At 59.1% G+C, this 26,039-nt stretch carries 23 protein-coding genes; 19 read left to right on the forward strand and 4 right to left on the reverse strand.

Annotated features, from left to right (window positions below; all coding sequences use genetic code 11):
* Positions 1–21 precede the first annotated feature (21 nt).
* The gene (locus KQI84_09870; protein ID MCB2155183.1) at positions 22–3,195 is read left to right on the forward strand and encodes a pre-peptidase C-terminal domain-containing protein; all 3,174 of its coding nucleotides are present in this window, start codon (positions 22–24) and stop codon (positions 3,193–3,195) included.
* Positions 3,196–3,297: 102 nt separating this feature from the next.
* Here the strand turns inward: KQI84_09870 and KQI84_09875 are convergent, their stop codons facing one another.
* The gene (locus KQI84_09875; protein MCB2155184.1) at positions 3,298–4,287 is read right to left on the reverse strand and encodes a hypothetical protein; all 990 of its coding nucleotides are present in this window, start codon (positions 4,285–4,287) and stop codon (positions 3,298–3,300) included.
* A 141-nt stretch (positions 4,288–4,428) separates the two neighbouring features.
* Between KQI84_09875 and KQI84_09880 the strand changes: the two genes are divergently transcribed.
* Entirely contained in the window at positions 4,429–4,893 is a 465-nt protein-coding gene (locus tag KQI84_09880; protein MCB2155185.1) for a hypothetical protein, read from the forward strand.
* 327 nt (positions 4,894–5,220) lie between these two features.
* A complete protein-coding gene (locus KQI84_09885; GenBank protein ID MCB2155186.1) occupies positions 5,221–5,898 on the forward strand; it encodes a type II secretion system protein GspG in 678 nt (225 codons plus the stop codon).
* A gap of 165 nt (positions 5,899–6,063) precedes the next feature.
* On the opposite strand, the gene leuS is transcribed toward KQI84_09885, so the two are convergent.
* Positions 6,064–8,613, reverse strand: a complete 2,550-nt coding sequence (gene leuS / locus KQI84_09890) for a leucine--tRNA ligase (GenBank protein ID MCB2155187.1) — start codon at positions 8,611–8,613, stop codon at positions 6,064–6,066.
* Between the two features lie 288 nt (positions 8,614–8,901).
* Here leuS and KQI84_09895 point away from each other — a divergent pair, with 288 nt between their 5' ends.
* From KQI84_09895 to KQI84_09935, 9 genes are all read left to right on the forward strand, one after another.
* On the forward strand, positions 8,902–10,452 hold the full coding sequence (locus KQI84_09895; protein MCB2155188.1) for a YifB family Mg chelatase-like AAA ATPase: 1,551 nt from the start codon (positions 8,902–8,904) through the stop codon (positions 10,450–10,452).
* Between the two features lie 220 nt (positions 10,453–10,672).
* Entirely contained in the window at positions 10,673–11,542 is an 870-nt protein-coding gene (locus KQI84_09900; protein MCB2155189.1) for a TerB family tellurite resistance protein, read from the forward strand.
* 9 nt (positions 11,543–11,551) lie between these two features.
* Positions 11,552–12,952, forward strand: coding sequence for a hypothetical protein (locus KQI84_09905; GenBank protein MCB2155190.1), 1,401 nt, complete (start codon positions 11,552–11,554; stop codon positions 12,950–12,952).
* A gap of 337 nt (positions 12,953–13,289) precedes the next feature.
* Positions 13,290–13,856, forward strand: coding sequence for a hypothetical protein (locus KQI84_09910; protein MCB2155191.1), 567 nt, complete (start codon positions 13,290–13,292; stop codon positions 13,854–13,856).
* Between the two features lie 52 nt (positions 13,857–13,908).
* Positions 13,909–14,331 (forward strand): hypothetical protein, encoded by a 423-nt coding sequence (locus tag KQI84_09915; protein ID MCB2155192.1) that lies wholly within the window; start codon positions 13,909–13,911, stop codon positions 14,329–14,331.
* An 89-nt stretch (positions 14,332–14,420) separates the two neighbouring features.
* Entirely contained in the window at positions 14,421–14,570 is a 150-nt protein-coding gene (locus KQI84_09920; GenBank protein ID MCB2155193.1) for a hypothetical protein, read from the forward strand.
* A gap of 82 nt (positions 14,571–14,652) precedes the next feature.
* Positions 14,653–15,132: a hypothetical protein gene (locus KQI84_09925; protein ID MCB2155194.1), complete on the forward strand. Its 480-nt coding sequence runs from the start codon at positions 14,653–14,655 to the stop codon at positions 15,130–15,132.
* 43 nt (positions 15,133–15,175) lie between these two features.
* Positions 15,176–15,667, forward strand: a complete 492-nt coding sequence (locus KQI84_09930; GenBank protein ID MCB2155195.1) for a hypothetical protein — start codon at positions 15,176–15,178, stop codon at positions 15,665–15,667.
* A gap of 72 nt (positions 15,668–15,739) precedes the next feature.
* Complete coding sequence (locus KQI84_09935) at positions 15,740–16,204, forward strand: hypothetical protein (protein ID MCB2155196.1); 465 nt, start codon at positions 15,740–15,742, stop codon at positions 16,202–16,204.
* Between the two features lie 155 nt (positions 16,205–16,359).
* Here the strand turns inward: KQI84_09935 and KQI84_09940 are convergent, their stop codons facing one another.
* Both KQI84_09940 and KQI84_09945 read right to left on the reverse strand, forming a co-directional pair.
* Positions 16,360–17,190 carry a mechanosensitive ion channel family protein gene (locus tag KQI84_09940; protein ID MCB2155197.1) on the reverse strand — a complete coding sequence of 277 codons (831 nt, stop codon included), beginning with the start codon at positions 17,188–17,190 and terminating at the stop codon, positions 16,360–16,362.
* Between the two features lie 169 nt (positions 17,191–17,359).
* Positions 17,360–19,882, reverse strand: a complete 2,523-nt coding sequence (locus tag KQI84_09945; protein MCB2155198.1) for an alpha amylase N-terminal ig-like domain-containing protein — start codon at positions 19,880–19,882, stop codon at positions 17,360–17,362.
* A gap of 396 nt (positions 19,883–20,278) precedes the next feature.
* On the opposite strand from KQI84_09945, the gene KQI84_09950 reads away from it, so the two are divergent.
* From KQI84_09950 to KQI84_09980, 7 genes are all read left to right on the forward strand, one after another.
* Entirely contained in the window at positions 20,279–21,931 is a 1,653-nt protein-coding gene (locus tag KQI84_09950; GenBank protein MCB2155199.1) for a B12-binding domain-containing radical SAM protein, read from the forward strand.
* A 131-nt stretch (positions 21,932–22,062) separates the two neighbouring features.
* Complete coding sequence (locus KQI84_09955) at positions 22,063–23,172, forward strand: NTP transferase domain-containing protein (protein ID MCB2155200.1); 1,110 nt, start codon at positions 22,063–22,065, stop codon at positions 23,170–23,172.
* 78 nt (positions 23,173–23,250) lie between these two features.
* Positions 23,251–23,478 carry an addiction module protein gene (locus KQI84_09960; protein ID MCB2155201.1) on the forward strand — a complete coding sequence of 76 codons (228 nt, stop codon included), beginning with the start codon at positions 23,251–23,253 and terminating at the stop codon, positions 23,476–23,478.
* Entirely contained in the window at positions 23,475–23,780 is a 306-nt protein-coding gene (locus KQI84_09965) for a type II toxin-antitoxin system RelE/ParE family toxin (protein ID MCB2155202.1), read from the forward strand. Before KQI84_09960 ends, KQI84_09965 begins: the two co-directional genes overlap by 4 nt.
* 17 nt (positions 23,781–23,797) lie before the next feature.
* Positions 23,798–24,430: a CDP-alcohol phosphatidyltransferase family protein gene (locus KQI84_09970; protein ID MCB2155203.1), complete on the forward strand. Its 633-nt coding sequence runs from the start codon at positions 23,798–23,800 to the stop codon at positions 24,428–24,430.
* Complete coding sequence (locus KQI84_09975) at positions 24,427–25,098, forward strand: 1-acyl-sn-glycerol-3-phosphate acyltransferase (GenBank protein MCB2155204.1); 672 nt, start codon at positions 24,427–24,429, stop codon at positions 25,096–25,098. Before KQI84_09970 ends, KQI84_09975 begins: the two co-directional genes overlap by 4 nt.
* Positions 25,088–26,026, forward strand: coding sequence for a phosphatidate cytidylyltransferase (locus KQI84_09980; GenBank protein MCB2155205.1), 939 nt, complete (start codon positions 25,088–25,090; stop codon positions 26,024–26,026). Before KQI84_09975 ends, KQI84_09980 begins: the two co-directional genes overlap by 11 nt.
* Positions 26,027–26,039 lie beyond the last annotated feature (13 nt).

A 26,039-nucleotide genomic window follows, 5' to 3' on the forward strand; every position in this document is an offset into this window, starting at 1 on the left:
TACATTCTGGAGGTACCCCTCATGAGTCACAAGCTTCGGTATTTAATGTCGTGCCTGGCAGCGTTGCTTCTTCTCGCTGCTGCCGCACCCGTGTGCGCGCAGACAGCGTTGACGAGCGGCGTCCAGGTCAGTGGTTCCGTCTCTTCGGGCGGCTGGAATCACTACTACATCAGCGTTCCTTCCGGCACGCAGATGGTCGTCCAGATGACGGCAAACGGATCCGGCGACGCGGATCTGTACATCAGGAAGAGCTACCAGCCGACTTCGTCGAGCTGGGACTTCCGTCCTTACCTATACGGTAGCGACGAGACCGTTACCATCAGCAGCAGTTCCAGCCCGGTGTTCTCCACCGGCACGTGGTACATCAGCGTGAACGGCTACTCGGCCGCTTCCTACTACCTGAAGGCCACGGTTTCCGGCACAACTTCGCCGACCCCGTCGCCTTCCCCTTCGCCATCTCCGACGCCTTCGCCGACCGCCACGAGCGGCAGCGGTGCGTTGGCCAGCGGCACAGGCGTTAGCGGCTCGGTTGCCTACCACGCATGGCAACACTACTACATCGACGCCAACTCCGGCACCCAGCTCGTTGTTGCGATGACGTCTCAGGACAGCGGCGACGCCGACCTGTACGTTCGCTATGGCGCTCAGCCGGATCTCAGCAACTGGGACTTCCGCCCCTACGTTGGCGGTTCCAACGAGACGGTGACAGTCAACAGCAGCTCTTCGCCGGCGTTCCAGACGGGCCGCTGGTACATCAGCGTCTATGGCTACTCGGCAGCGGCATACGGCCTGACGGCCACGGTCTCCGGCACCTCGCCGACTCCGTCCCCGACGCCTTCTCCGACGCCGACGGCCACAGCGACTGCTTCGCCGACTCCGTCCCCGACGCCCAGTGGCGGCGGCGACACGATCTTCTCAGATAACTTCGAGTCCGGCAGCCTCGGCAGCGCCTGGTCCTCCAGCGGCACGAACCAGTGGCGCGTGCAGATCAGCAGCTCCTATAAGAAGAACGGCTCCTACGGCGTGACGCTGGACGATTCGGTCAGCGGCGGCAACTACTCGACGACGCGCCTGGATCTCGGCCTCAACCTTGAGAATTACACCGACGTTTCGATGACGTTCTACCTGCGCAACGTCGGCGACGAGTCGCACTCCAGCGATGGCATCTATCTGGCCGGCAACGGATCGACGTTCGCCAAGACATCCTGGACGATGCCGTCCGCGGGATCGACCTGGTACTCCTACACGATCAACCTCTCCCAGGAAGCGGCCAACCTCGGCCAGACTCTTGGTGCGAATACGGTCGTCCGTTGGCAGCAGTACGACAACTACCCGCTGTCCTCCGACGGCTGGGGCATCGACGATGTCGTCGTGACCGGTACCTACAGCGGCCCGAGCGGCCCGGTGCCCTCCGCCCACGGTGGCATGGGTGCTCTCGTCTACAGCGGCGGCACCGGCTTCCGCGTTTGGGCACCGAACGCCTCTGCAGTTGCAGTCGCGGGCGACTTCAACGGCTGGAGCTCCTCCGCCAACCCGATGGCCAGCGAAGGCAACGGCCACTGGTCAGTGGACGTCCCGGGCGCCTCGATCAACGATCAGTACAAGTACGTGATCACCCACCCGAGCTACGGAACCTTCTGGCGCCAGGACGCCCAGGCGCACCAGGTGACCAACTCGGCCGGCAACAGCATCGTCATGGACCCGTACTTCAACTGGACGGCGACCGGTTACTCGTCGCCGAGCTGGAATGAGATGGTCATCTACGAGATGCACGTCGGTACCTACAACGACTCGCCCGGCGGCGCGGTCGGCACGTACAACAGCGTGACCGCCAAGCTGGACCACCTGCAGGACCTTGGAATCAACTGCATCGAGCTGATGCCGATCACCGAGTTCCCCGGCGACCAGAGCTGGGGCTACAACCCGCACTCGCAGTTCGCTCCGGAAACCGCCTACGGCTCGCCGCAGGATCTGAAGACGATGGTCGACGAAGCCCACAAGCGCGGCATCGCCGTCATCAACGACGTCGTTTACAACCACATGGGCACAAGCCCGACCGAGTCCGACATTCCCATCTGGTGCTACGATGGCGAGTGCTACGGCAACGGCGGCATCTACTTCTACACCGATTGGAAGAAGGAAACCCCGTGGGGCTGGTCTCGTCCGGACTACGGCCGCGGCGAAGTGCGCTCCTACCTGAAGGACTCGGCGCTGTACTGGCTGAACGAGTATCACCTGGACGGTCTGCGTTGGGACTCGACGGTTAACATCCGCACGCAGAACAACGGCAGCGGCGGCGACATCGCCGACGGCTGGAGCCTGATGCAGTACATCAACAATGAGATCAACTCGAACGCCGGCTGGAAGATCTCCATCGCTGAGGACCTCCAGAACAACGAGTACATCACCAAGGACACCGGCGCCGGTGGCGCAGGCTTCGACGCCCAGTGGGATGCCGGCTTCGTTCACCCGATTCGCACCGCAGTGATCGAAGGCGACGACAACAACCGCGACATGTACGCCGTGCGCGACGCCCTGACCCACTACTACAACGGCAGCGCCTTCCAGCGCGTCATCTACACGGAAAGCCACGACGAAGTGAACAACGGCCACAGCCGCGTTCCGGAAGAGATCTGGCCCGGTAACGCTGGCAGTTGGTACTCGAAGAAGCGTTCGACGGTTGGTGCCGCGATGGTCTTCACGGCTCCTGGCATCCCGATGATCTTCATGGGCCAGGAATTCCTGGAAGATGGCTTCTGGAGCGATGCGGATCCGCTCGATTGGAGCAAGGACAGCACCTACAGCGGCATCAAGGCCATGTACACCGACATGATCAAGCTGCGCCGCAACTGGTATAACAACACCCGCGGCCTGCGCGGCAACGGTGTGAACGTGTTCCACGTCAACAACAGCGACAAGATCATCGCCTTCCATCGCTACGACCAGGGTGGAGCCGGCGACGACGTCATCGTGGTTGCCAACTTCAAGAACCAGGGTTGGTCGAGCTATAACATCGGCTTCCCGTCGGGCGGCACCTGGTACGTGCGGTTCAACAGCGACTGGAACGGCTACTCGAGCGACTTCAGCAACTGGAACTCGTACAACACCACGGCCTACTCGGGCGCCAAGGATGGCATGGGCTACAACGGCAACGTTGGAATCGGCCCCTACTCCGTCATCATCATGTCCCAGTAACGCGTACCCTCATCTACCCCTTTGCCTGGGGAGTGCAGGCGAGAGCCCGGAGCGAACAGCTCCGGGCTCTTGCATTTCCTGAGAGTGGTAAATCCTGCGCGTTCAGTTCGCAGGCTTGTTGAGCAGCGCTTCGCGATCGAATTCCAGGATGACGACGCCGCGTGTGAAGTCCGCGGCAGCGATCCGATTCTCGTCCAGGAAGATTGCCTCAACGACGTTTTCGAATCCGTCGAAGGTTGCTACTTCCTCGAAGCCGAATTCGTTTTCGGCGGTATGCCACCACCGTAGTCCGGCGTGGCCCTCGGCAATCAGGAGATCGGAGCCTTTGGAAGTGACGTGTTGCACGATCCCGCGTTCATCGTAGGGGGCTCTGCGAGGGATGTAGCCCACTGGTTCTACGTCTGTGGGATTCTTGCCCAGGCGAATGACCTGTGTGCCTCGCACGCGATCTGTGGCGAAGACGACGTTGCCGATAGCCGCGGCAGAGTCGCAGAAGCCACGGACGTTGAAGACCGTGTGCGCCTTGGGTTTGAGGGGAACGGATGGATCGAGCACCAGCAGGCCGGTCTCGTAATTGTCTGCCGCGATGAGGACGTCATCCCGAAGGAAATGAACGCGCTTTGTGTAGTCGTTGAATGGGTATCTCCCGACGAGCTTGGGCTTGGTCGCCTGATCCGGCCAATCCCAGAAGGAGACCCCTGCTCCACCCCCGGCGACGGCAAGGGTGTTCCCTCGGATAGCCGATGCATTGCACAGGCCCTCGGACTCCCAGTCGTACAAGAACTCGACTTCTTTTTCTTCCGTGATGCGAACGACGCGAAGGCGCGCCTCGCGTCCGGAGAGGAGAACTCGGTCATCCGGAAGTTCGAGAATGTTCAGAGTCGGCCACTCGGGGCGGCTGGTGACCGCCTGCTGTGACGGATCGATGTCAGTTGGGAACCAGGCAACTCCCTCCAAACCCAGGCAGGCGAAGATCAGTCCATGTGCTTGCCCCACCGAGACGACGCGGCTGGGCACCTGGATCAGGGTGCGATGCACATCGTCTTCCTGACAGAGAGCAGGTGTGGCGATAAGCACAGCCATCGCAAGCATCTGCACTATCCGGAGTGACGGAATCCGGTTTTGCCGTTGACCCTCATGGGTCATGGCGTAGCGTCTCAAAGTCTTGATCATTGGGTCCCCCGTGAGGAGCAGCATTTGCAACTTCCGGCTGAGACTCTGCCAGAAGGCCACATGGAACGGCAATCAGTACCCGTAGCTCTTCTCTACTGCCTCGTGAACTGGCTTGTGCCGGGCGCGGGGTTCCTGCTCGCTAAGGACTATCGGCGGGGGTGGCTTCTGTTCGCGCTGCTCAATGGGTGTTTTGTCCTGGGACTGGCGCTGCACGGCACGGCGAACCTGCCTTCCTTCCATTGGGGCAGCCCGACGTTCAACATTGTCGCCGTACTCTCTTTCCTCGTTCAAATCTGGCACGGTGGGGGAACGCTCTTGCTGCTGGCGGTCCAGCACGTCGGCGGGCCGCTGGCGGGCCTGCTGCTGCGGGATCCCGGCTGGGCTTACGCCGATCTGGGGACTTTTCATTTGCTGGTGGCTGGCGGGCTGAACTACTTCGCCACGGTGCGGTTGTACGATCTGCTGGCGGGCGACCCCTCCCACGGGGAAGCAGATGAGGCTGCCGAGGAGGCGGAAGCATCATGACCTCTGGACTCATCTACATCGGTACAGCGATTTATTTGACCTTCCTCGTCGCCTTGGTAATCTCCTTGCTGGAGCAAGGGATAGGAAAGGGATTTTGGCATCACACGGGTCGTCGATGGGGTAAATTCCTTCTAGGACTTGTCATTCTCGGGATAACAGTGCAAATTCTTACACTATTCTCCTGAGAGGACTCGAAAAACCCTCACAATCGTTCCGGGTTTTGACTTGACCACTTCGGCCTCACCAACGAGATGGATGCACAACCCTACTCGAACCTGCTCCGTGGTGAGCAGACATTCCAAAACTGAAGAAAGGGGAGAACAGTCCATGAAGAAACTTCGGGGCTTCACCCTCATCGAACTTCTGATCGTGGTCGCGATTATCGCGATTCTGGCCGCGATCGCCGTGCCGAACTTCCTGGAGGCGCAGGTGCGCTCCAAGGTCTCGCGCGTCAAGTCTGACCAGCGCTCTCTGGCCACCGCCATTGAGTCCTACTACGTTGACAACAACGTTTATCCCGCGATGACCTTGACTCTCAACGAGTCCGCCGACAGCGCCCTCATCGCTTCGGGTAATTCTGCTGGCCGTACTTTCCAGCTTCGCAATAGCCAGGCGCCCGATCTTTCCACCCTGACCACCCCGATCGCCTACGTCACCAGCTACTTCGTCGACCCGTTCGCCGATACCCGTGGCTTGACGTTCCGTTACTTCCGTGACAACCAGGGCTGGATTCTTGGCTCCTGGGGCCCGGACACTGACCAGGCCGCCGGTGGTGACCTGCAGTGGAACAATGGCGACATCACCGTTCCGGCTGACGGCGACGGCACGAACCTCGTCCGCGAGACCGGTGAAGCCGGCGTCGAGTCCGTCTACATCAGCTCCGTCTCCCAGCCCTCCACCGTTCTGCTTGCCGGCGAAGGCTCGGGCACGGGCATTGGTGCCTACACCTACGACCCGACGAACGGCACCGTTTCGCAGGGTGACGTTTGGCGCGTGAAGGAATAATCCTGACCACTTAGTGGTTCACGCAGCAGTATCGATCGGCCGCCTCTTCGCGAGGCGGCCGGTCACTTTTTATCCCATCCGACTTCGTTGTCTTCGATCGAAAGGAAGAAGGGGCAGATCACACCGGATCTGCCCCTTCGAATCGCCTGTCTGGAAGAGTCGAGGTTACTTGATGATGACGTTCACCAGTCGCCCGGGAACGACGATGACCTTGCGGATTTCAGCGCCGGTCTCGGTCGGCTTCTGGACGGCCTCGGTGGCCACGGCTGCCTTCTCCATTTCATCTTTGGAGGCGCCGGCCGGGACCATGATTCGATCGCGGACCTTGCCGTTGACCTGGACGGCGATCTCCACGGTATCCGCGACGGTCAGGGCTTCGTCGTAAGTGGGCCACTCGGCCTGGAAGACGCTTCCTTCATTGCCCAGAGCCTCGTGCCAGATCTCCTCGGCCAGGTGCGGCGCAAACGGCGCCAGCATCGTACACAACGCGGTCTGGGCGAAGGAATCGACTGCTCCGCCGGTACGGAGCGTATTGTGCAGTTCCATCAGTGCCGCGATCGCCGTGTTGTAGCTCAGATTCTCGAAGTCCTCGGTCACCTTCTTGATGGTCTGGTGCAACTTGACCGCGGACTCCTTCGGCATCTCGCCTGCAGCCGGCTTCTCGTCGAAGTACCAGCCGTGCAGACGATTCAGGAACCGGCGGATGCCCATGATGTCCTTGTCACGGAAGTCGCCCCCCTGGGTATACGGCCCGAGGAACATCAGATACATGCGCAGGGTGTCGGCACCGTGCCGCTCGACGAACTCGTCGGGATTCACCACGTTGCCCTTGGACTTGCTCATCTTCGAGCCTTCCTTGACGAGCAGACCATGGGCACGGAACTTCCGGAACGGCTCCGCAGGATCCTTCATCTTCGGGTCGTTACCCATCTCCAGGACGCCGGCCTCGTGCAGCGCCATGCAGATGAAGCGCGTGTAGAGCAGATGGAGCACGGCGTGCTCGTTGCCGCCCACGTACAGGTCGACGGGCAGCCACTTCTTCATCAATTCGGGATCGTAAGGCTGCGAGGCATCGCGGGCCGATGGGTAGCGGAGATAGTACCAGGCGCTGTCGAGGAAGTTGTCCATCACGTCCGTTTCGCGGCGGTACTTCTTGCCGTCGATCTCGACGTTGACCCAGTCCTCGGCGGTCGCCAGCGGGCCGCGGCCGTCGCCCTTCGGGCGGAAGTCGTCCAAGTCCGGCAATGTGACCGGCAACTGGTCCTCGGGGACCGGGTGAACGTTGTCTTCTTCATCATAAACGACAGGGATCGGTGGTCCCCAGTAGCGCTGGCGGCTGATACCCCAGTCGCGCAGGCGATACTGGCGCGATGACGTCCCGGCGTTGCGACCTTCCAGCCACTTTGTGATGGCGGGAATCGCCTCTTCTTTCGGCAAGCCGTTCAGGCTGATCTCCTCGTTCGCCGAGTTGATCATGATGCCCGAGCCGGACCAGGAGGCGTTGCCGGCCTCGATGGCGGCGCGGACGCCGGCAAGCTCGTCGGCTGTCGGCTGCTTGCCGAGTTCGCCCGCGTAGCCGGAAAGCTGCTGATCATCGAAGGAATTGCCAAACTCGGGGGCGATGATCGGGACGACAGGCAGATTGTACTTCGTGGCGAACGCGAAGTCGCGATGATCGCCGCTCGGAACCGCCATGATGGCGCCCGTGCCGTAGCCCATCAGAACGTAATCTGCGATGAAGATGGGGATTTCCTGGCCATTGACCGGATTGATAGCGCGCGCCCCGATGTCGACGCCGGTCTTTTCCTTCTCGTCCGTCGTGCGCTCTTCTTCCGTCTTGCTCGCGCAGGCAGCCTTGTAGGCCGCGACGTCGTCCCGCTTCGTCGGGAGGGTGATCTTGTCGACCAGAGGATGTTCCGGCGACAGAACCATGAACGTGGCGCCGAACAGCGTGTCCGGACGGGTGGTGAAGACCCGGATCTTCTCGTCGGTACCGGCGACCTGGAAGTCGACTTCCGCGCCGGTGCTGCGGCCGATCCAGAAGCGCTGTGCCGTTTTGGTCGTCTCCGACCAGTCCAGCCAATCGTGGTTGTCCAGCAGACGATCGGCGAAGGCCGTAATGCGGAAGAACCAGCAAGGCATCTTGCGGCGTTCCACCATCGTGTCGCCGTGGCGTTCGCAGGTGCCGTCGGGGTTCTTCTGCTCATCGGCGATCACGGTGCCGCACGCCGGGCAGAAATTGACTTCCTTGGTGTCGCGATAGGCGAAGCCGTGCTTGTAAAGCTGCAGGAAGATCCACTGGGTCCACTTGTAGTACTCCGGTGAGGTCGTATCGACCTCGTAGCGCCAGTCGTACATGAAGCCCATCATGCGGAGCTGCCGGCGGAAGTTCTCGACGTTGCTTGGGATCAACTCGCGCGGATGGCGGCCGACCTTCATGGCGTAGTTCTCACTGTGGATGCCGAACGCATCGAAACCGATAGGCTCGAAGACATCCTTGCCCCGCAGGCGACGGTAGCGCCCCTGGATATCCGCGCCGGTGAAGGCGTACACGTTGCCGACGTGCAGGCCCTCTGCAGACGGATAGGGGAACATCATCAGGACATAGTAGGGGTCCTTTGCGGCGTGCACATCGATTTCATTCGTGCCGGCCTCCGTCCACCACTTCTGCCATTTGGATTCGACTTGCGTTGGATCGTAGATGTTTTCGGCCATTTTCCATGTCACCTGAGGCTTAATCTGTGGCGCTAAGGGGTACGGAATCGGGGCGCTGGGTGGCAAGGAGGAATCAGGGGGAGGCAGGGAGCGGCAGGCCGCCGGTCATCCGCGTAGGTCTTCCTACCACTGAATCGACCTCCGAGAAGAGACACCAAACAGCAGACACCGGCACCAACGGGGCGCTCTACTAATCTCCTTCGCCGGAAGTGCAAGAAATCCTGGGCGGGCGCTGCGGCGTCCGCCCTTTCCCTTGCGCACCGGCGTGATTGGCTTCAAGAACACGTTATGCACGCGAGTCTCCCATCCTTTGTCGTGTTTGGAATCGATCCCCTTCTCGTTCGGGTAGAGGTTGACTGCGTCAGCGTCAACTCGATGGACAGCGTGACGTGGAGCATTGTTGGCCTGGCCGATGCCGCGGTGCGCGAAAGCCGCGAGCGCGTGAAGGCGGCGCTCAAGAATTCCGGTTATGCCGTCAGTCAGAAACGCATCACGGTGAACCTCGCGCCGGCGGATGTGCGCAAGGAAGGCAGCCATCTCGATCTGAGTATCGCGCTCGCCGTCTTGGCCAGCACGGGGCGATTGGATGCACGGCGCGCCGGGCGATTCGCCGCCCTCGGCGAGTTGGGCCTCGATGGCGGATTGAAGCCGGTCTCGGGCGCGCTGCCGATGGCGATCGGTGCGCGCAATGAGGGCCTCGATGGCCTGATTGTTCCGGAGGAGAACGCCGCCGAAGCAGCCTACGTCGAAGGCCTCCCCGTATACGGCGTGCGCCGGCTGACGGACGCGGTTGGATTCCTGCGCGGCGAGGCCGAGCTGTCTCCCACGCCGCCACCGCCTCCTGCGGATCGCGATGGCGAACGCGCGTTGCATTTGCCCGACATGGAAGATGTGCGCGGGCAGGAAAACGCGAAGCGCGCGCTCGAGGTCGCCGCCGCCGGCGGACACAATCTCCTTCTCATTGGTGCACCAGGCAGCGGCAAAACGATGCTGGCCAAGCGCATGCCGTCGATTCTGCCCGAGATGACATTCGAAGAAGCGATCGAGACGACGAAGATCTTCTCGATCAGCGGCCGACTCGATTCGCGTAACGGCCTGGTGCGTACGCGGCCGTTTCGTTCGCCGCATCACACGGCTTCGCACGTGGCCGTGGTCGGCGGCGGCGTGATGCCGCGCCCCGGCGAAGTAAGCCTGGCGCACAACGGGGTCTTGTTTCTGGACGAGTTCCCGGAGTTCTCGCGCCAGGTGCTCGAGGTCATGCGGCAACCGCTCGAAGACCGCGTCGTTCACATCAGCCGCGCGCAGATGTCACTCACATTTCCCGCCAGCTTCATTCTGGTTGCTGCGATGAATCCGTGCCCGTGCGGCTACGCAACGCATCCCGAAAAGCGCTGTATCTGCAACCCGATGCAGATACAGAAGTACATGGGGCGCATCAGCGGACCGTTGCTTGATCGCATCGATCTGCATGTCGACGTGGCGCCGGTGAAGATCGAGGACATTCACAATCGCAAGCCCGGCGAACCGAGCCGCGTTGTACGCGAACGCGTCAATCGGGCGCGCACGGTACAGACGCGACGCTTCGCCAATCGCCCCGGCATGTTCTGCAACGCACAAATGACGAGCGCGGATCTAAAGAGCTACTGCGCGCTTTCGCCGGAAAGTCGCCAGCTTCTCGAGCAGGCAATGAAGGGCCTCAACCTCTCCGCCCGCGCGTACGATCGGATTTTGAAAGTCTCGAGAACCATCGCCGATCTCAACGGCGCGGAAGCGATCTCCGCCGAGCACATCAGCGAGGCGGTGCAATACCGCAACCTCGATCGCGAGAATTGGGTGTAGGATTTTGGCGCAGGGGCGGGAACCGAGAGAGGAGGAGTCTCCCGGCCAGAGGAGATGAGGATCGATGAATAGAGTGTCCGGTCCCCGGATTACCTCTGCTTCTATCAGCCTAACAACGGAAGGGGAATGTTGCCAGCAGTCGACTAGCTCTCTTTTCACGCTTGAGTGACCGTTAAGTACACTATCATTCGTTCCTATAGAACGCGAAGGGAATCGCAACATGTCTGAGTCGTTTGATCTCACAAAGGTCTCCGGTGATCAACTCATTGCCTTCTACGGACTGAACTTCGCCGCAGCAGAGACTGATGGCAGTATAGACAAAGATGAATTGACCAGCATTTTCGAAACGCTCGAATTGTCAACGCTCAATGAATCTCAGAGGGAAAGGGTTCGAGGATTCATCATCAAGCCTCCCGAAGCCGGTGCGATGCTTGATACAATCGCAAGAGGATCAGAGAAATTCCGCTATTCAGTGGCTGTCAGGATTATCGAGGTTCTGCTAGCGGATGACGTTATAACACCAGAAGAGGAGAAGTTCCTGGATGAAGTTTGCAGGCGTCTGATCGTGACGAATGAGCAGCAGAAAGCGATCATTGCTTTTGTCCAGGTTTCTCGGCGCATCGCACGGGAGGGAGTCGATGACAACAACGCCGAGAGGGCTTTGAAGGGTGCCGCAAGTGGACTTGCTGCCGTGGGTATTCCTATTACTGCCGTCTATTTCAGTGGTTCTGTGGTCGGATTGAGCGCGGCAGGAATCACATCAGGACTGGCCGCCGTTGGTCTAGGAGTTGGAATGGTACCAGGTATCGGAGTGGCCGTCCTTATTGGGACAGCCGTCTACTTTGGATTGAGAAAGGCCCTGGGTGACTCAAGGGCAACCAAGGAGAAGAAGTTGAGAGAGGAGCGGGAGCAAAAGGCACAGCGTGTGATCAGGAATTTACAGGATACGATCAATGGTGTACTTCAGAGCATTGCGGCGATGGAGGAGAAGGCAGCGGAAAGCGAGGCAAATCGAGAGATGATCAGGGTCCTTCGTGCACGAATGAACTCTCTGAATCGAATTCTTGAGCAGAAGAAAGCCAACGTGTAGGAGACTTCGATGACACATCATGACTGTGTTGTTGAGTTGCGGCAAGTTCTTACGGCCCAGCATCACCTGCTGGATCGTGTGAAAGAACGGCTTTCGCTCATCGAAGATGAGTTGGCCTGTACAAGTTCACAAGCACAAGAACTGAGAGATCTGAATACAGCCATGAATAGAATCGAGGAGAATGCCCATCTCCTTGAAGCGAGTGACATGGCCGGCTGGGAAGACGATGAAGCACTTCTTGAGCGGGCAGAACGTTCGAGGCAGTCCCACAGTAAGGCGATTGAAGCTTTCCAATATAGCAACTGGAACCAGTTCGTTCGTGACAGCCAGGCCTATTGCCTTGCGAATAAGACCGAGTTGATTCTTCCCTGGGAGGCCTTCCTTACGGATGACGACTTCGCTTCTCTCAAGAGCGAGTCCTACTCGGAACAGTATCGCTGGGACAAGTGGGACTACATCCTCGTTGGAGCAGCAGGAGTACTTGCGTTCCTCACCGATTGCTTTCTCGTCACCATTCCTGCTGACATGACATCAGGTATCTTTGCAGGGCAGAAGGGAAGCGTCATAACGAAACGTCTCCATGAAATACGCCTCCCCAAGAACGTCCAGGACTGGTTGGAACTGGCTAAAGTGCCGTATGATCGAACCGGTGGCCCAAACCATCGAATTGATACGTTTGGACATGATCCGGTCATCGGGTTGATTGTGGGTGTCTTGGACATCTTCAGAGGGACTGCAACGACTATAAAGGGGGGCACAATTACTTCCGAGTCAGTGGCGGGAACTCCCGGCCTTGGACTGACGGAATCCATCATTATACAGATCCTGCACTTGCTATCGGACGCTTTCACAAAGAAGGGGTTGCCGATTCCGTTTTCCTCCGTTTTACGCGCCCTCAATAGTGGAAGTTTTGTTGGACCGTCCGGAAAGTCCAGAACCATCAGTGATCTGACTCGATGGATGTACCATCACGGATATGATCTCAGGCATTTCATGACGATGAGCATTACTCCCGCCACTATTGAGATCATCCTTCGCGCATATATCATGATTCGGCATTATGTCGAGAAGGGGGAGATCAAATTCCTCCTCGCCGATAACCCCAAATACCGGAGTATGCTTCTGTCCGCGCATGCTATCGCCTGTGCAGGGAATGCAGGGAAAATCTCTCTGTTGCAGGGAAACCCTCTGGCTATCAACTATGCCGAATGGCTTGCCTTGATTCGGTACTTACTGCCATCGCTCAAGTATTGGGTTTTTGATCGGCGCAAACTCGAGTTGGAACATATGAGAAGACTGAATGATGAAGGTTGGGATCAGCTACTTGCTGCATCAGACGAGCTCCTCACGAAGACATATCAGAAGGAAGACGCTGTCTTTGTGCTCGGTGCTGAGGAGGCTCCAACATAGATCTGCCTGAGGAGCATTTCGAACCAGGGAGGACGCGTAGAGCATCATCGCCCTCTTTCTGCTGAAGGAGTCGTTACTCGCCCTACTTCCGCAATCCACTGCGGGCAAAACGACGACAGGACACTTCTCTCTCACCGCAATCTTGATCGCAAGAATTGGGTGTAGGATTTTAGAGCCGGCAGAAACCCAGCGAGGACGGTTACGGCAGAAACCCAGCGAGGGGGAGTCTTTCGGCCGGATGGAGATGACGTTCGATGAATAGAGTATCCTGTGCTCGTATGCTCGGAAACCCAGACGGCAGGAAGAGAGAGTCACATTGAGTCTGAAGCGACGATCCATGAAAGTGGCCACAGTTCTAGCAGCGGCCGGCTTGGTGTTCGGTGTATTTGTGTGCCTCCCTCTTGTCGTGCCTAAGCCCCACCCTGCCCCTGTCTTTCGCAGGGCTATGAGCCAAATCGCGCATCTTGGATGGAGAATATCTTCCGGCTACAATTCCTCAGAGGAGGATCTCTGTGATTTGTCGTCAAGGATCAGATCCGAGTGGGAGCCTCGAGAAAAAGATCGGCTGGACTATCCGATCGAGGCGTTCTGCACGACGGAGACGCTGATTCTTCTCTACCCAGGCGCAAATGGGCATTCAGCACTGACTCAATCGGAATATCGCGACCTGTATCTGGCTGATTATGATTACCCATCAAGCCTGACCTTGCTTCTTGATTCAGATGACATTGTGAGCGTCTGGCTCATGTACGACGGGGAGTTGATGCGATCAATGGAGACCGTTCCAGCAGGTCAGAGATCAGGGCATCGAAGGTTCTTCTATCACCTTGAGGGTAAGGATTTCACGATTCCGCAAGACCCAATCGCAATTGCCCCATCTCAGAATGGCGTTGGGCGCGATTGAGTCGACTCATGCAAAACGGGGAGTGACATTGGCGAGGCCGAGCAAACCAAAGATGCCACCCGCTTGTCCGCGGCGGTTCTGGAGGAAATACGTCCTCGCGCTTCTCCTCTCCCTATTTCTGTTGAGCCTGGCAGTTTCTGTTTATGAAATCCGCAGCGATTACAAACGGCGCCAAGCGATCATCAAGTCATGTATCCAGAATCAGAATGCCATTTATTCTTCCGTTCTCCAGTTCATGGAGCAGGAAGGCATTGAAGACCTCGATACGGCTATGGAGATCCTGGGAACGGAGCAATCCCAGTGGAGCGAGAAGCTGGTCGGGCCAGGGAAGTTCATGCGATATAATCCGAGGTGTCCAATGGGTCCCTCGCATGGCGAAAGCGACTTCAGCCTGCGTATCGAAGATGGGCATCTTGTCGTGATCTGCAACCCGGGGATTGAATCGCACCGAATGAAGGCGTTCGCAGGATCGTAGAACAATCAGCTTGTCGGGGGACGACGATTTTTATAGACAGTGGGTGAGAGAAAGGGGCGACGGATGGGTGCAATCACGGAGAAGATTCGATGAAACAGATCCTGGCCGCCGGGCCTTTGTCACGGACGGAGAAGCAAATCCTGATCGTCATCGCCGTGTTGCTCGCGATGATCGTTGTGCCGATGCTGTTGGGTATTGATCCGGGGGCTGCTGCATCTGCACCCGTGGCGGGTTCGTAGAAGTTCACCACCCGCCTTCGCGAAACGCTGCGGCGCGGGCGAAGGCACGAAGAACACGAAGGGGGAAGAGCAGGAGGAGGTTGTGAACATCCACCGGATGAAGAAGCCTGAGTTGGAGTCGCCCGTGTGGGCGTGGCTCGTGAAGGGGCTGGTGATTTTGGGTGGCTTGTTTCTGATCGGGTTTCTTGCGTATGGTCTCGGTTCCTACCTGTTTCGTCCTCGCGAGACCTCGGCTCGGAACTCGTGCCAGGAGACGATGACGAAGATCGATTCGGCGGTGCAGCAGTATCTTCTGGAGTACAACTTGGAGGATCAGGCGGAGTTCGTGGCGCTCTTCGGAACGGAGCAGCCGGACTGGTCGCCTGTGCTTGTGGGGAAGGATCTGTACATTCGATACCCCCCGAGGTGCCCGCTACACAAGTCGCCACCATTCTGGAAGTTCTGGCGGTGGTGGGAACCGTCAAATGACTACTCGATCGCGACAAGCGCTGATGTCGCTTCGCCAGTGGTGTGCAACGCTTCCGGAGGGAGGCATTACTATCCGACGGCATCGGGTTCGTAGGAATTCACCACGAAGGCACGAAGGACACGAAGAAGGTGGAGCGATGAATCACGACGCGAAACCGGAGAAGCCGGACGCCGTTTCGGAAGGATGGAAACGGAAGTTGAAGCGAGGTTGGATCCTCGGCGGCGTGATGGCAATAGTGGTTGGTGCAATTCTCGGATGGCAGTTTCTTCTCAAGCCCCACTTGGCGTATCCCTGGAAACCTTGCCAGGAGAATCTTTCCAAGATCGATTCCGCCGTGCAGCAGTATATTCTCGAATATGGCCTGAAGGATCAGGAGGAGTTTGTCGCGCTGTTCGGAACGGAGCAGCCGGACTGGTCGCCTGTGCTTGTCGGGAAAGACCTGTACCTCCGGTATCCACCAAAGTGCTCTGCTCAGCCTCACCCGCGGTGGTGGCAGTTCTGGCACTGGGGAGAGAAGTTGAACGACTACTTCATCGCACCAAACTATGATTGGCCGGCGCCAGTGTATTGCAACTCCGGCCAACCGGGGCATACGTTCCCCATGCTATCCGACGCCCACCCCGACTGAGGAGAGTAGCAGTGCTGGAGAGTAGGAATTCACCACGAAGGCACGAAGGACACGAAGAAGGTGGAGGAGGATATGGACGTTAGCCAGGACGAGCAGCCGGAAGTGCAAGAGGCGCAGGGGTGGTTTCGGAGGAATCGGCGAGGTTTTCTGGTGTGCCTTTTCATTGTCTTGATCATCGTAGCACTCGCATTGCCTGCGTTTCTGGAAGCGCCTTATTACCCTCACGTCAATCGTTGTCCACAGAATCAGATGATGATCAATTCAGCGGTGCAGCAGTACATTTTGGAATACGGCTTAAAGGGCCAGGAGGAATTCGTGGCGCTGTTCGGTACGGAGCAGCCGGACTGGTCGCCAGTAATCGTGGGGAAGGGCTTGTATCTTCGACATCCGCCGCACTGTCCTGCTCATCCTCGCTCGCCCTGGTGGAAGTTCAAAAAGCTGAATGACTACTCGATCGCGGACAGTGACGATGCGGATTCGCCGGTGTACTGTAATACTTGCCCGGACAAGCATCCGTATCCGATGGCTGGGGAGTAGTAATGCACCACAGAGGGGCGAAGGACACGAAAGAGTGCCACCGAGAAATCCGATCAGGATAAGAGCACGCAACATCTCCCTCGCACTGAAGCAAAACCGGCCGACAGGGGGTTCCTGTCGGCCGGTGTGTTTGTTTGCCTGCTTGTGTTTTGCGCTTATGCGTCGGCTTTGTGCACGACGACTTGCGGGAACGGGATTTCGATGTCTTCAGCGTCGAAGGCTTGCTTGACGGCCTTCTGTGTGGCGAAGAATACGGCCCAGTAGTCCGCCGTGTTGACCCAGGGGCGAACGACGAGGTTGACGGAGGAGTCGGCCATTTCGACGACTTCGATTGTCGGCGCGGGGTCCTTCAGAACCTGTGCGTTGGAATCCAGAACCTGGCGAACGATCTTCTGGGCCTTGTCGATGTCGGCGGAGTAGGAAATGCCGACCGTCATGTCGACGCGGCGTGTATCCATCGCGGAGTAGTTGACGATGCTGGTTCCCCAAATCCCGCCGTTCGGGATGGTGATGCGCTTGTTGTCCGGCGTGGTCAGCGTGGTCGCCATCAGGTGAACTTCCTTCACGACGCCCGCGTGACCGGCGACTTCAACGTAGTGCCCAGGCTGGAACGGATCGTTCAGCAGGATCATGATGCCGGCTGCGAAGTTGCCCAGCGTGTCCTGGAAAGCGAAGCCGAAGATGAAGCCGGCGACGCCGAGGCCGGCGATCATCGGTCCGACGGCGATGCCAAGCTGCGCCAGCACGATGACCCAGACGAAAATCCAGAGTGCCTTGCTGGAGATATTCAGCAGGAAGGCGAGTTGAAGGTCGTTGAACTTACCGGCTTTCTGCAGCGACTTGCGCAGGACGCTGATGACGATCCCGATGATGATCTTTCCGACCAGAAGAATAAGCAGCGCGGCCAGAAGTTTCACTGCAAAATCCGCCCCATTTTCCACCAACCACTGCATCATGGTGTCCATATAGGTTGTTTCTCCGTCCATCGTTTCAATCCTTGTGTGGTATGTGGCGCGGGTGCTTCGATCCGCACGTTACGGGGGTGTTTTTGTGATTTCACTGCGGGATGTCACAAGCGGAATGTTGTGACAGAGGCGCCCCGGCCGCGGGCAAATGCCTGTCAACCGGGGCGCGATTTGTCATACCTGTTTGGAGTTAGCGCTGGACCTGTACCACAACGCCGGTGATCGGCGGGACGGCGACGGTCAGGCTGTCCCCGAATTCCCCGGCGGCGGTGGTCGCCTCGCCGAAGATGATCTTCGGATTCACGAATCCGTTCGGCAGCGCATCGGCCGTTGGCGCGGGGATCTGGAGCGTCTGTTCCTCGCTGCTGTTGTTCAGCAAGGTGACGAAGGCGTTCTTCGATCCCGGCGCCCAGCGCAGGAATGCGAAGCTGTCTGCTTCGTCATTGGTCAGCAACGTCAGATACTCGCCCGTGCGCAGTTCCGGGTGATCGTTCCGCATTTCGAACAGCTCGCGATAGAACGCGCGCAGGTTATTATCGATGCGATTCGAGGGATCATCGTATGGCATCAGGTCCTGCCACCACATGGGCTGGCGACAGTTCGGATCGTCTGCACCGTACATGCCGACTTCCGTTCCGTACCAGATCATCGGCGATCCCATGTAAGTGTTCTGCAACACGGCCATCAGGCGAAGACGCGCGTAGTCTTCCGAATTCGGGCGGGTTTCATCGTAGTTCTCCGCGCCGTCCTGCACGCGGTTATCGACATCGAAGTCGCGATCGGAATTCGCGATCTGCGAAACGATCCGATCGGTGTCGTGACTGTCGTAGAGGTTCTGCAGGACGTACGTGATCTCGCGCGGGTAAGTGATGCGCAGGAGCGCGAGTTCATTATCGAGTTCCGTCGGCGTGATCTTGCGTTGTTTGTTCGCGACCCATTTCAACACGGCCTTGGCGAACGGGTAATTCATCACGGCGTCGAACTTCTTGCCGTCCAGCATGTCCGGGCGCGGATTCCATTCTTCGCCAACGATGTAGGCATCGGGATTGATGGACTTCACGTGATCACGCCAGTGGACCCAGAACTCCGCAGGCAGTTCGCCCGGCACGTCCAGGCGCCAGCCATCGATGCCGTCGCTCGGGTCTCCGTCCCCGTTCGGATCCATCCAGCGTTCGGTCACGTCGTAAATGAACTTCGTGAGCGATTCGCTCTCCAGTCCCGTTTCGGACTTCTTGAATTCCGGGAGGCCCTTGAAGCCCGCCCAGCCCCTGTAATCGAACGGTTCGTAGCTGATCACGTCGTACCACGGTGCGAACTTGGAGTCCTTCCCATTTTCCTTCAGGTCGAGGAAGTACGGCGAGTCGTCGCCGAGGTGATTAAAAACGCCGTCGAAGATCACGCGCATGTCGCGCTTGTGAATCTCTGCGATCAGATCGACCAGCATCTGGTCCGACTTGTTCATGCCCCACGTGGAGGGATCGAACGCGTCGTGCGTTTCCATGCTCTTCTCGAATTCGCCCTGCACGCCGTAATCGTCGGAGGCATACACGTAGGTGCGCGCGTTGTACTTGTGGTGGCCCTGCGATTCGAAGACGGGGTTGAAGTAGATCGCCGTCACACCGAGATCCTGCAGGTAATCGAGCTCATCCTTCACGCCCTGGAAGTCGCCGCCGTACATCCGATCGAAGACGATCCAATCCCAGAACGTCCGGCCGGTTTCATCCGCCACCTGCTTCTCGTACGGCTGCAGCTTATACCATTCACTGGTCCACGGGTGGGTGGGCTTCGGATCGTTGGACGGGTCCCCATTGCGGAAGCGCTCGACCATGATCTGGTACCAGATCGCGTCCTTCACCCATGCGGGCGTTTGCGGAATCCGCGACGGGTCGATAATCAGCGAGTAGGGACGGCCCTCCGTCGTTTCGGACGCATAGCCGTCGTGCGCGGTGAAGGAGTACGCGACCGGACCTTCGTTCAGTTCCTTCTTCTCGACCGCCAGTCCGATCAGGATATTCGTCGTGTCGTCGCCCAGGCGAACGGTCTTTTCCCAGAAATCAAACATCTCGTCGTGGGCAACGCGCGTCATCGGCTGGGGCGTGACCGAGCCATCGCGCGCGATTTCATTCAAGTCCACGCCTTCCACGTCGCCGACCAGCGTGCGGAAACGAATCGTCACCTCGGTGGGGGAGAAGACGTCGAAGTACATCGCCTCGTCCGGGCGGTGCAGGAAGGCGCGGGTTTCAATCTCGCCGTCGCCGATCTCGGCCGTGCGGCCCTGGAGGAGCGCCGGCAGGCCCAGCAGCAGGATCGAATTGTCGATTCCCGGCTCGAAGTTCGGGTTGGCAGTGTCGCGATACCAGCCGTCGTCGTTGCCGACCAGCTTGTACTTGTGATCGCCGCCGGGGATGCGCGCCGTCACGCGATAGACGCCGTCCGCATCCGGGCCTTCCATCGGCAGGTCCGTTCGGTTCCAGCCGTTGAACGTACCCGCGACGGCCGGGTCCTTCACGGGCTCCTCGGGCTTCCAGGTGAACGTCACCAGGTACTCGTCATTGCCGATATCCCAGACCTCCATGTGCTCCGGGTAGGGAAACTCCACGGGAGAGCGGTCAAAATCTTCGACTCCCGGAACAGGCCCGGCCAGTGCCGTGCCCCCGCAAATCCCCAGCCCCGCCGCCAGAAATCCGGTCAGTACCCATTTCGCTGCGCGCATGTAGAAGCCTCTGAGTGTTGAAGTTTTCTTTCCCTTACCCATGACCGCCCTCATCGCAAGGGGGATTGGCTGCGGGAGCTGGATGATTGAATAAAGCAGGTTTATCATGCCCATGCCACGCTCCAAAGTCGCGAAGGGATGCTCGTCCCCATCAGCCGACCCCGGTTCTCAGACCGGCGCCGGCCGAGTTCGAGTCAGGATTGAGGCGCATCCCAGCATGTTGGACAGTCGGTCACGCCTTCCCCCGGATTCCGAAAAACCCTTGACCGGAAACGCTCCAACCGCCGGTGATGCGTGGGAGAGGGATTGGCGAGCCTGCCTGGACGGTCGGTTCGGTACTTGCTTCCTGTCGTGGGAGGTATGTGCTCCCACGAATTAAGCCGCAAAGGATTCACCATGGGTAGGAAAGTCGCGCTGATTTCGTTGTACGATGAGTTCTGCATCGGGCTCCGGCACATTGCCGGGCACTTGACCGCAAATGGCCACACGACAACGATCGTCAACTTCAAGCGCTATACCCAACAGGCCCGCGAAGAGGTCCCGAAGGACATCGACAACGGCTATCTGACCGGCATCCTGCCCCGCGGCGAGGTCTACCTCGACTATTCGTCCCCCATCAGCCAGCAGGAAGAGGACTACCTCTTCGACATCCTGTCGAAGGAAGACTACGCGCTGGTCGGGTTCAGCGTGCCCTCCTACCACGCGCACATCGCGGCGGACTTCACGCGCCGGGTGCAGGAGCGCTTTGGCATTCCGGTCATCTGGGGTGGCGTTCATGCGACGATCGCGACGCAGGACTGCCTCGATCGTGGCGCCGCGGATTTCGTCTGCGTCGGCGAAGGCGAGGAACTGATCCTGGACCTGATGAAGGAGCTCGAGAAGGGCACGCCGCATCACGAGATCGAAATCAGCGGTCTCTGCGTGCGCCAGCCGGACGGAACCTTCCGCAAGCCGCCCGAGCGCATGCCGCCGGCGGAGTTGGATGACCTGGCGCTGCCGCAGTACGATCCGACCCTTGAGTACTTGATCGAGGACGACAAAGTTTACCACAACGAGCCGCTGACGTTCAGCCAGATCCACTGGACCTACAAGATGAACACGGGCCGCGGGTGCCCGTACTTCTGCTCGTTCTGCGTCTGGAGCACCATCAAGCGCGACATGCCGAAGACAAAGAAGCTGCGCAGGCGTTCGCCCCAGAGCGTGATCAATGAGATCCTCGGCGTGTTGAAGAAGAATCCGCAGGTCCGGATGATCGAGTTCGAGGACGATATCTTCACCGTGCAGAAGAAGTGGCTGGACGAGTTTGCGCCGCTCTACAAAGAACAGATCGGCCTGCCCTTCTGGTGCTACACGTACCCGAATTACGTCAGCGACGACAACCTGGAGACCCTGAAGGACATGGGGATCGCCTACATCACGATGGGCGTCCAGAGCGGCAGCGATCGGATCAACTACGAAGTCTTCGATCGTCGGACCGAGCGTGATCGCGTGATCGCCGCCATGGATACGATCGCCAAGCACGATATCCTGGCCAACTACGACATCATCACGAACAACCCGTACGAGAAGGACGAAGACCGGATGGAGACGCTGACGCTGCTGGCGCGGATCCCCGGTCGCTACAATTTGCACATGGGCAAGCTGGCCTGGTTCCCGGGCACGACGCTGACGCAGCGCGCCGAGAAGGAAGGCATGCTGAACGCCGTGGACGAGAAGCTGTATCGCTTCTGGAACGCGCTCTACCAGATGGCCCACCTGAAGCTCGCCACCGAGGAGCAACTGGTGGCGCTGACGAAGGACGAATTCCTGATGGAGAACTCACAGATCCTGTGGGCGATCCTGAAGCAGTACGATGAACTGTCGATGATGCCGCATCAGGTCGAGGTCCTCCGCGGGCAGAAGGCCAACCTGGAACGCGAGAACCAGAAGCTGCGCCAGGAGCTGGACAGTCTGAAGGGCCGCCGCGTGGTGCAGTACGGAACGCGTCTGGCGGATCGCCTGAAGGGCGTGTCCAAGGAGAACCCCAAGGGGTCGACCGTGCCGGCGTAAGTACATTCCGTACAACGATGGAACTTCGGGCCGCCTTTGGGCGGTCCGTTCCATTTGAAGGCGGATACGGCTTGCCCCGCGGCGGACTGGTGCTAATTGTTCACCACGGCTTGCAGACGGAAAGGAATCGAATGACTGCCCAACGAAATGCCCGACGTGTTGCGGTGATCATGGCAGGGGGAAGCGGCGAACGTTTCTGGCCGCTGTCGCGCAGCAAGCGCCCCAAGCAGCTCCTTTGTCTGACCCACCAGGACCAGAGCCTTCTGCAGGAGTCCATTTCCCGCATCGAACCCCTGGTCGGGGCCAAGAACGTCTTCATTGCGACCACCGACGCGATTCTGAAGGTCATCCGCGAGGCCGACGCACGCGTTCTGAACGAGCACGTCTTTGCCGAGCCGGCCAAGCGCAACACCGCCGGCGGCATCATCTGGGCGACCGCCAGTCTGATGGCGCAGGCCAAGGAGGGCGAGGAGGTGATCCTCGCGCTGCTGCCCGCCGACCACCTGGTTCGTAACCCCGACGGCTTTCGCGAAACCGTGCGCAAGGCCATGGACGCCGCGGAGCACGAAGACGCGCTCGTGACGCTCGGCATCAAGCCCACCCGGCCGGACACCGGATACGGCTACATCGAAGTTGAAGAAGGCACCGCCGCGGGCATCGAAGGCGTCCACCGCGTACACCGATTCCGCGAGAAGCCGAACCGCGCCGTCGCGCGCGAGTTCCTCGCCACCGGGCGTTTCTTGTGGAACAGCGGCATGTTCTTCTGGCGCGCCTCGTATTTCCTGAAGGAACTGGCCGAGGCCCGGCCGGAGATGGCATTGGCCACACGCCGAATCGCCGGTGCCCTGCGCGATGGCCGCGCGGATGAAGCCTGTCGCGTCTTCGAAGAACTCGAGAGCATTTCCATCGACTACGCACTGCTCGAACGCGCGCGCAACGTTCTCGTCGTCGACGCGGAATTCGAGTGGGACGACGTCGGTTCGTGGGATGCGTTGGAACGCACTTGCCAGCCGGATGGCGAGGACAACGTCGCGCTCGGCAATCCCGTACTGATCGATACGCAGAACTGCATCGTCTACAACGAGCCCGGCGCGGACAAGAAAGCCGTTGCCATTGTCGGCGCCGAAGACCTCGTCATCGTCATCGCTGACGACAGTGTCCTGGTTGTTCACAAAGACCGCGTGCAAGACGTGAAACAAGTCGTCCGCATGCTGAAAGAACGCGGCGCCAAGCAGGTGTAGGGGAGGCTGCTGTCTTTTCCCATTGGCAGAGTTGACTCCTTAGTGGGATTCTACCTCCAGTTCGCCAAGAGGTCTCTCATGCCCGACATCACTCAAATCATCCGCGATGCCGAGTCTCTTCCAGTGGAGGATCGCGCCCGGATTGTCGAATCTCTCCTGAAGACGCTCAATTCCTCCGATCCGGAGACTGATCGTAAGTGGGCGGAGGTGGCCCGCCGACGTCTGCAGGACTTGCAGTCCGGTAGCGTCGAGGGCGTACCCGCTGAAGCAGTCTTTGAGAAGATCATGCACAAGTACGGCCAATGAACGTTGCCGAGTTTCATCCCGACGCAAAGGAGGAATTGCTCCGGAACGTTCACTACTATGAGCAATGCCGCGTTGGATTGGGATTGGACTTCGCGCGCCAGGTGCATGATGCCATACGAGGTCTCACCATTCATCCCACGATGTGGCCGAAACTTGATGGAGACATTCGCCGTTGTCTGATTAACCGATTCCCGTTCGGCATCCTGTACCACGTCGAAGCCGATCGGATTCACATATTGGCTGTGATGCCGTTGCGGCGAGATCCTGAGTATTGGAAAGAGCGGATTGAAAGCGACGAGTGAGTACCGGGGGGAGTCCCATGCAGCGCCGAGAGTTGACATCGCGGGGAACATGGTGGGCGCGTGGGTTGGCGGCGTGGCTGACTCGAAAGGGGTTCACGCCAAACTCAATCTCCATGCTTTCCATCGCGTTTGCCGGTCTGGTCGGACTCGCATTGTTGGCGATTCCTGATTCGGACGGCGTTCTCAGGCGTGTCTTGTTTGTCGTCGCCGCAGCCGGCATCCAAATGCGGCTGATCTGCAATCTCATGGACGGCATGGTTGCGGTCGAGGGTGGCAAAGGCACGCCTGCCGGCGAGTTGTTCAACGATTTGCCAGATCGATTCTCGGACGTCTTCATACTTGTGCCGCTTGGCTATGCCGCAGGCCATTCTGTGGTCGGTTGGATCGCTGCGATCGTTGCGTTGCTTGTCGCGTACGTGCGCGTGCTCGGCGGATCGACGGGGTTGAACCAGGAATTCCTCGGACCCATGGCGAAGCAACACCGCATGGCAGTCGTGACACTGGCGTGCTTGCTGTGCGCGGCTCTGCCGGTCACCAGTTTCACCGCGAATATCCTGACTTGGGCGCTTTGGATTATCATCGTCGGTGGTTTGCTGACAATTGGGCGGAGGGCAGCCCGGATTCATCGTCAACTGATGGAGCGGTCATGAGTTGCGCGGCTGGCGATGTTGCATCGTTCACGGCTCGCCTTCTAACCGGCGTGACGCCACGCTGGGTCGGTTGCGAGCCGGAGCACGGACCGCGCATTTACTACGCAAACCACTCAAGTCACCTGGATCCGCTTATGATCTGGGCGTGCTTGCCGCGAGACCTTCGCAATCGCGTCCATCCTGTTGCTGCTCGCGACTATTGGCGCACGGGCCGGCTGCGGCGTTATCTGGCACGCGATATCTTCAAGGCAATTCTGATCGATCGGCGCAGCATGGAGCGGCAGGCGATCGACCGTGAATCGCTGAAGCGGCTGCGCAAGCAACTCGATGTCATGTCGCGCGTTCTGGAAGCCGATCGATCGCTCATCCTCTTCCCCGAGGGAACGCGCCGCATCGAGGAGGGACTCGGCGACTTCCTGCCGGGCATTTACCACCTGGCGCGGCGATGCAAAGGTGTGGTCTGCGTCCCCGTTTTTCTAAACAACATGAACCGCATTCTCCCCAAGGGCGAATTCCTTCCCGTACCGATCATGGGCAGCGTCTTCTTCGGGGCCCCGATCGCGTACAACTCCGGCGAGTCCAAGGAGGCCTTTCTGGCTAAGGCCCACACATCGCTGCTCGAATTGATGGACGGCGCACTGGGGAAGGAGACTTCTCGTGTGGGATAGCGAAGTTCGCCTCCTCTTCCTCGGCATCGTCGCGGTGCTCGTGGTCGCCACGGTGATAGGGCAGATCCTGCGTCGCACGACGCGCGCGCCGGAGAAGCGCAAGTCGATCGAGAATCTGAACGCGCGGACCTTTGCATGGTGGATGATGGTGGCGGTCGTTTTCGCAACCAGTCTCATCGGCCCGACGGGTACGATCCTGCTATTCGTTTTGATCTCGTTCCAGGCGCTTCGCGAACTCTTTACGATGACGCCGACTCGTCGTGAAGACCACCGCGCGCTCTTCTGGGTGTTCTTCGTCATCATGCCGATTCACTATTTGCTGATCGGCGTTCATTGGTACGGATTGTTCGCGATTTTCATCCCGGTGTATGCGTTCCTGTTTCTTCCGATTCGCCAGGCATTGGCGGGGGAGACGCGCGATTTTCTTGGCCGTGCTTCGCGTGTGCAGTGGGGCCTGATGATTTGCGTCTACTGCATCAGCCACGTGCCCGCACTGCTGATGCTCGATATGCCAGGATACGCGGGACAGAATCCGAAGCTGTTTCTCTTCCTTGTCATTGTCGTGCAGATGAGCGACGTTTTGCAGTACGTCTTCGGCAAGGTCTTCGGCCGACACAAACTCATTCCAAAGCTGAGCCCGAACAAGACGTGGGAAGGCCTGGTCGGCGGAGTCGCTTCGGCGTCGCTTCTTGGCGCGTGTTTGCACTTTATCACGCCGTTCAGCACCGTCTCGGCGTTGTTGCTGGCAGCGATCATCACATTGATGGGATTCTTCGGTGGGATTGTCTTCTCTGCATTGAAGCGCGATGCCGGATTGAAGGATTTCGGCACGATCCTGCCGGGCCACGGCGGGATGCTTGACCGAATCGATTCACTCGTCTTCGCCGCGCCGGTGTTCTTCCATCTCGTGCGGTACTTCTACACCTAAAAAGGAATCGCGC

It is taken from the genome of bacterium (assembly GCA_020444065.1).
In the GTDB taxonomy this organism is placed as follows: Bacteria; Sumerlaeota; Sumerlaeia; order SLMS01; family JAHLLQ01; genus JAHLLQ01.

What these genes read in the sequence shown, in the direction of transcription:
- KQI84_09965 (MCB2155202.1), top strand. Translation starts at nt 23,475, where the DNA reads ATGAACGTTGCCGAGTTTCATCCCGACGCAAAGGAGGAATTGCTCCGG.
- KQI84_09945 (MCB2155198.1), bottom strand. Translation starts at nt 19,882, where the DNA reads ATGCGCGCAGCGAAATGGGTACTGACCGGATTTCTGGCGGCGGGGCTG.
- KQI84_09975 (MCB2155204.1), top strand. Translation starts at nt 24,427, where the DNA reads ATGAGTTGCGCGGCTGGCGATGTTGCATCGTTCACGGCTCGCCTTCTA.
- leuS (MCB2155187.1), bottom strand. Translation starts at nt 8,613, where the DNA reads ATGGCCGAAAACATCTACGATCCAACGCAAGTCGAATCCAAATGGCAG.
- KQI84_09950 (MCB2155199.1), top strand. Translation starts at nt 20,279, where the DNA reads ATGGGTAGGAAAGTCGCGCTGATTTCGTTGTACGATGAGTTCTGCATC.
- KQI84_09885 (MCB2155186.1), top strand. Translation starts at nt 5,221, where the DNA reads ATGAAGAAACTTCGGGGCTTCACCCTCATCGAACTTCTGATCGTGGTC.
- KQI84_09955 (MCB2155200.1), top strand. Translation starts at nt 22,063, where the DNA reads ATGACTGCCCAACGAAATGCCCGACGTGTTGCGGTGATCATGGCAGGG.
- KQI84_09935 (MCB2155196.1), top strand. Translation starts at nt 15,740, where the DNA reads ATGGACGTTAGCCAGGACGAGCAGCCGGAAGTGCAAGAGGCGCAGGGG.
- KQI84_09875 (MCB2155184.1), bottom strand. Translation starts at nt 4,287, where the DNA reads ATGCTTGCGATGGCTGTGCTTATCGCCACACCTGCTCTCTGTCAGGAA.
- KQI84_09870 (MCB2155183.1), top strand. Translation starts at nt 22, where the DNA reads ATGAGTCACAAGCTTCGGTATTTAATGTCGTGCCTGGCAGCGTTGCTT.
- KQI84_09910 (MCB2155191.1), top strand. Translation starts at nt 13,290, where the DNA reads ATGAAAGTGGCCACAGTTCTAGCAGCGGCCGGCTTGGTGTTCGGTGTA.
- KQI84_09960 (MCB2155201.1), top strand. Translation starts at nt 23,251, where the DNA reads ATGCCCGACATCACTCAAATCATCCGCGATGCCGAGTCTCTTCCAGTG.
- KQI84_09880 (MCB2155185.1), top strand. Translation starts at nt 4,429, where the DNA reads ATGGAACGGCAATCAGTACCCGTAGCTCTTCTCTACTGCCTCGTGAAC.
- KQI84_09940 (MCB2155197.1), bottom strand. Translation starts at nt 17,190, where the DNA reads ATGGACGGAGAAACAACCTATATGGACACCATGATGCAGTGGTTGGTG.
- KQI84_09900 (MCB2155189.1), top strand. Translation starts at nt 10,673, where the DNA reads ATGTCTGAGTCGTTTGATCTCACAAAGGTCTCCGGTGATCAACTCATT.
- KQI84_09915 (MCB2155192.1), top strand. Translation starts at nt 13,909, where the DNA reads ATGCCACCCGCTTGTCCGCGGCGGTTCTGGAGGAAATACGTCCTCGCG.
- KQI84_09920 (MCB2155193.1), top strand. Translation starts at nt 14,421, where the DNA reads ATGAAACAGATCCTGGCCGCCGGGCCTTTGTCACGGACGGAGAAGCAA.
- KQI84_09970 (MCB2155203.1), top strand. Translation starts at nt 23,798, where the DNA reads ATGCAGCGCCGAGAGTTGACATCGCGGGGAACATGGTGGGCGCGTGGG.
- KQI84_09930 (MCB2155195.1), top strand. Translation starts at nt 15,176, where the DNA reads ATGAATCACGACGCGAAACCGGAGAAGCCGGACGCCGTTTCGGAAGGA.
- KQI84_09895 (MCB2155188.1), top strand. Translation starts at nt 8,902, where the DNA reads ATGCACGCGAGTCTCCCATCCTTTGTCGTGTTTGGAATCGATCCCCTT.
- KQI84_09905 (MCB2155190.1), top strand. Translation starts at nt 11,552, where the DNA reads ATGACACATCATGACTGTGTTGTTGAGTTGCGGCAAGTTCTTACGGCC.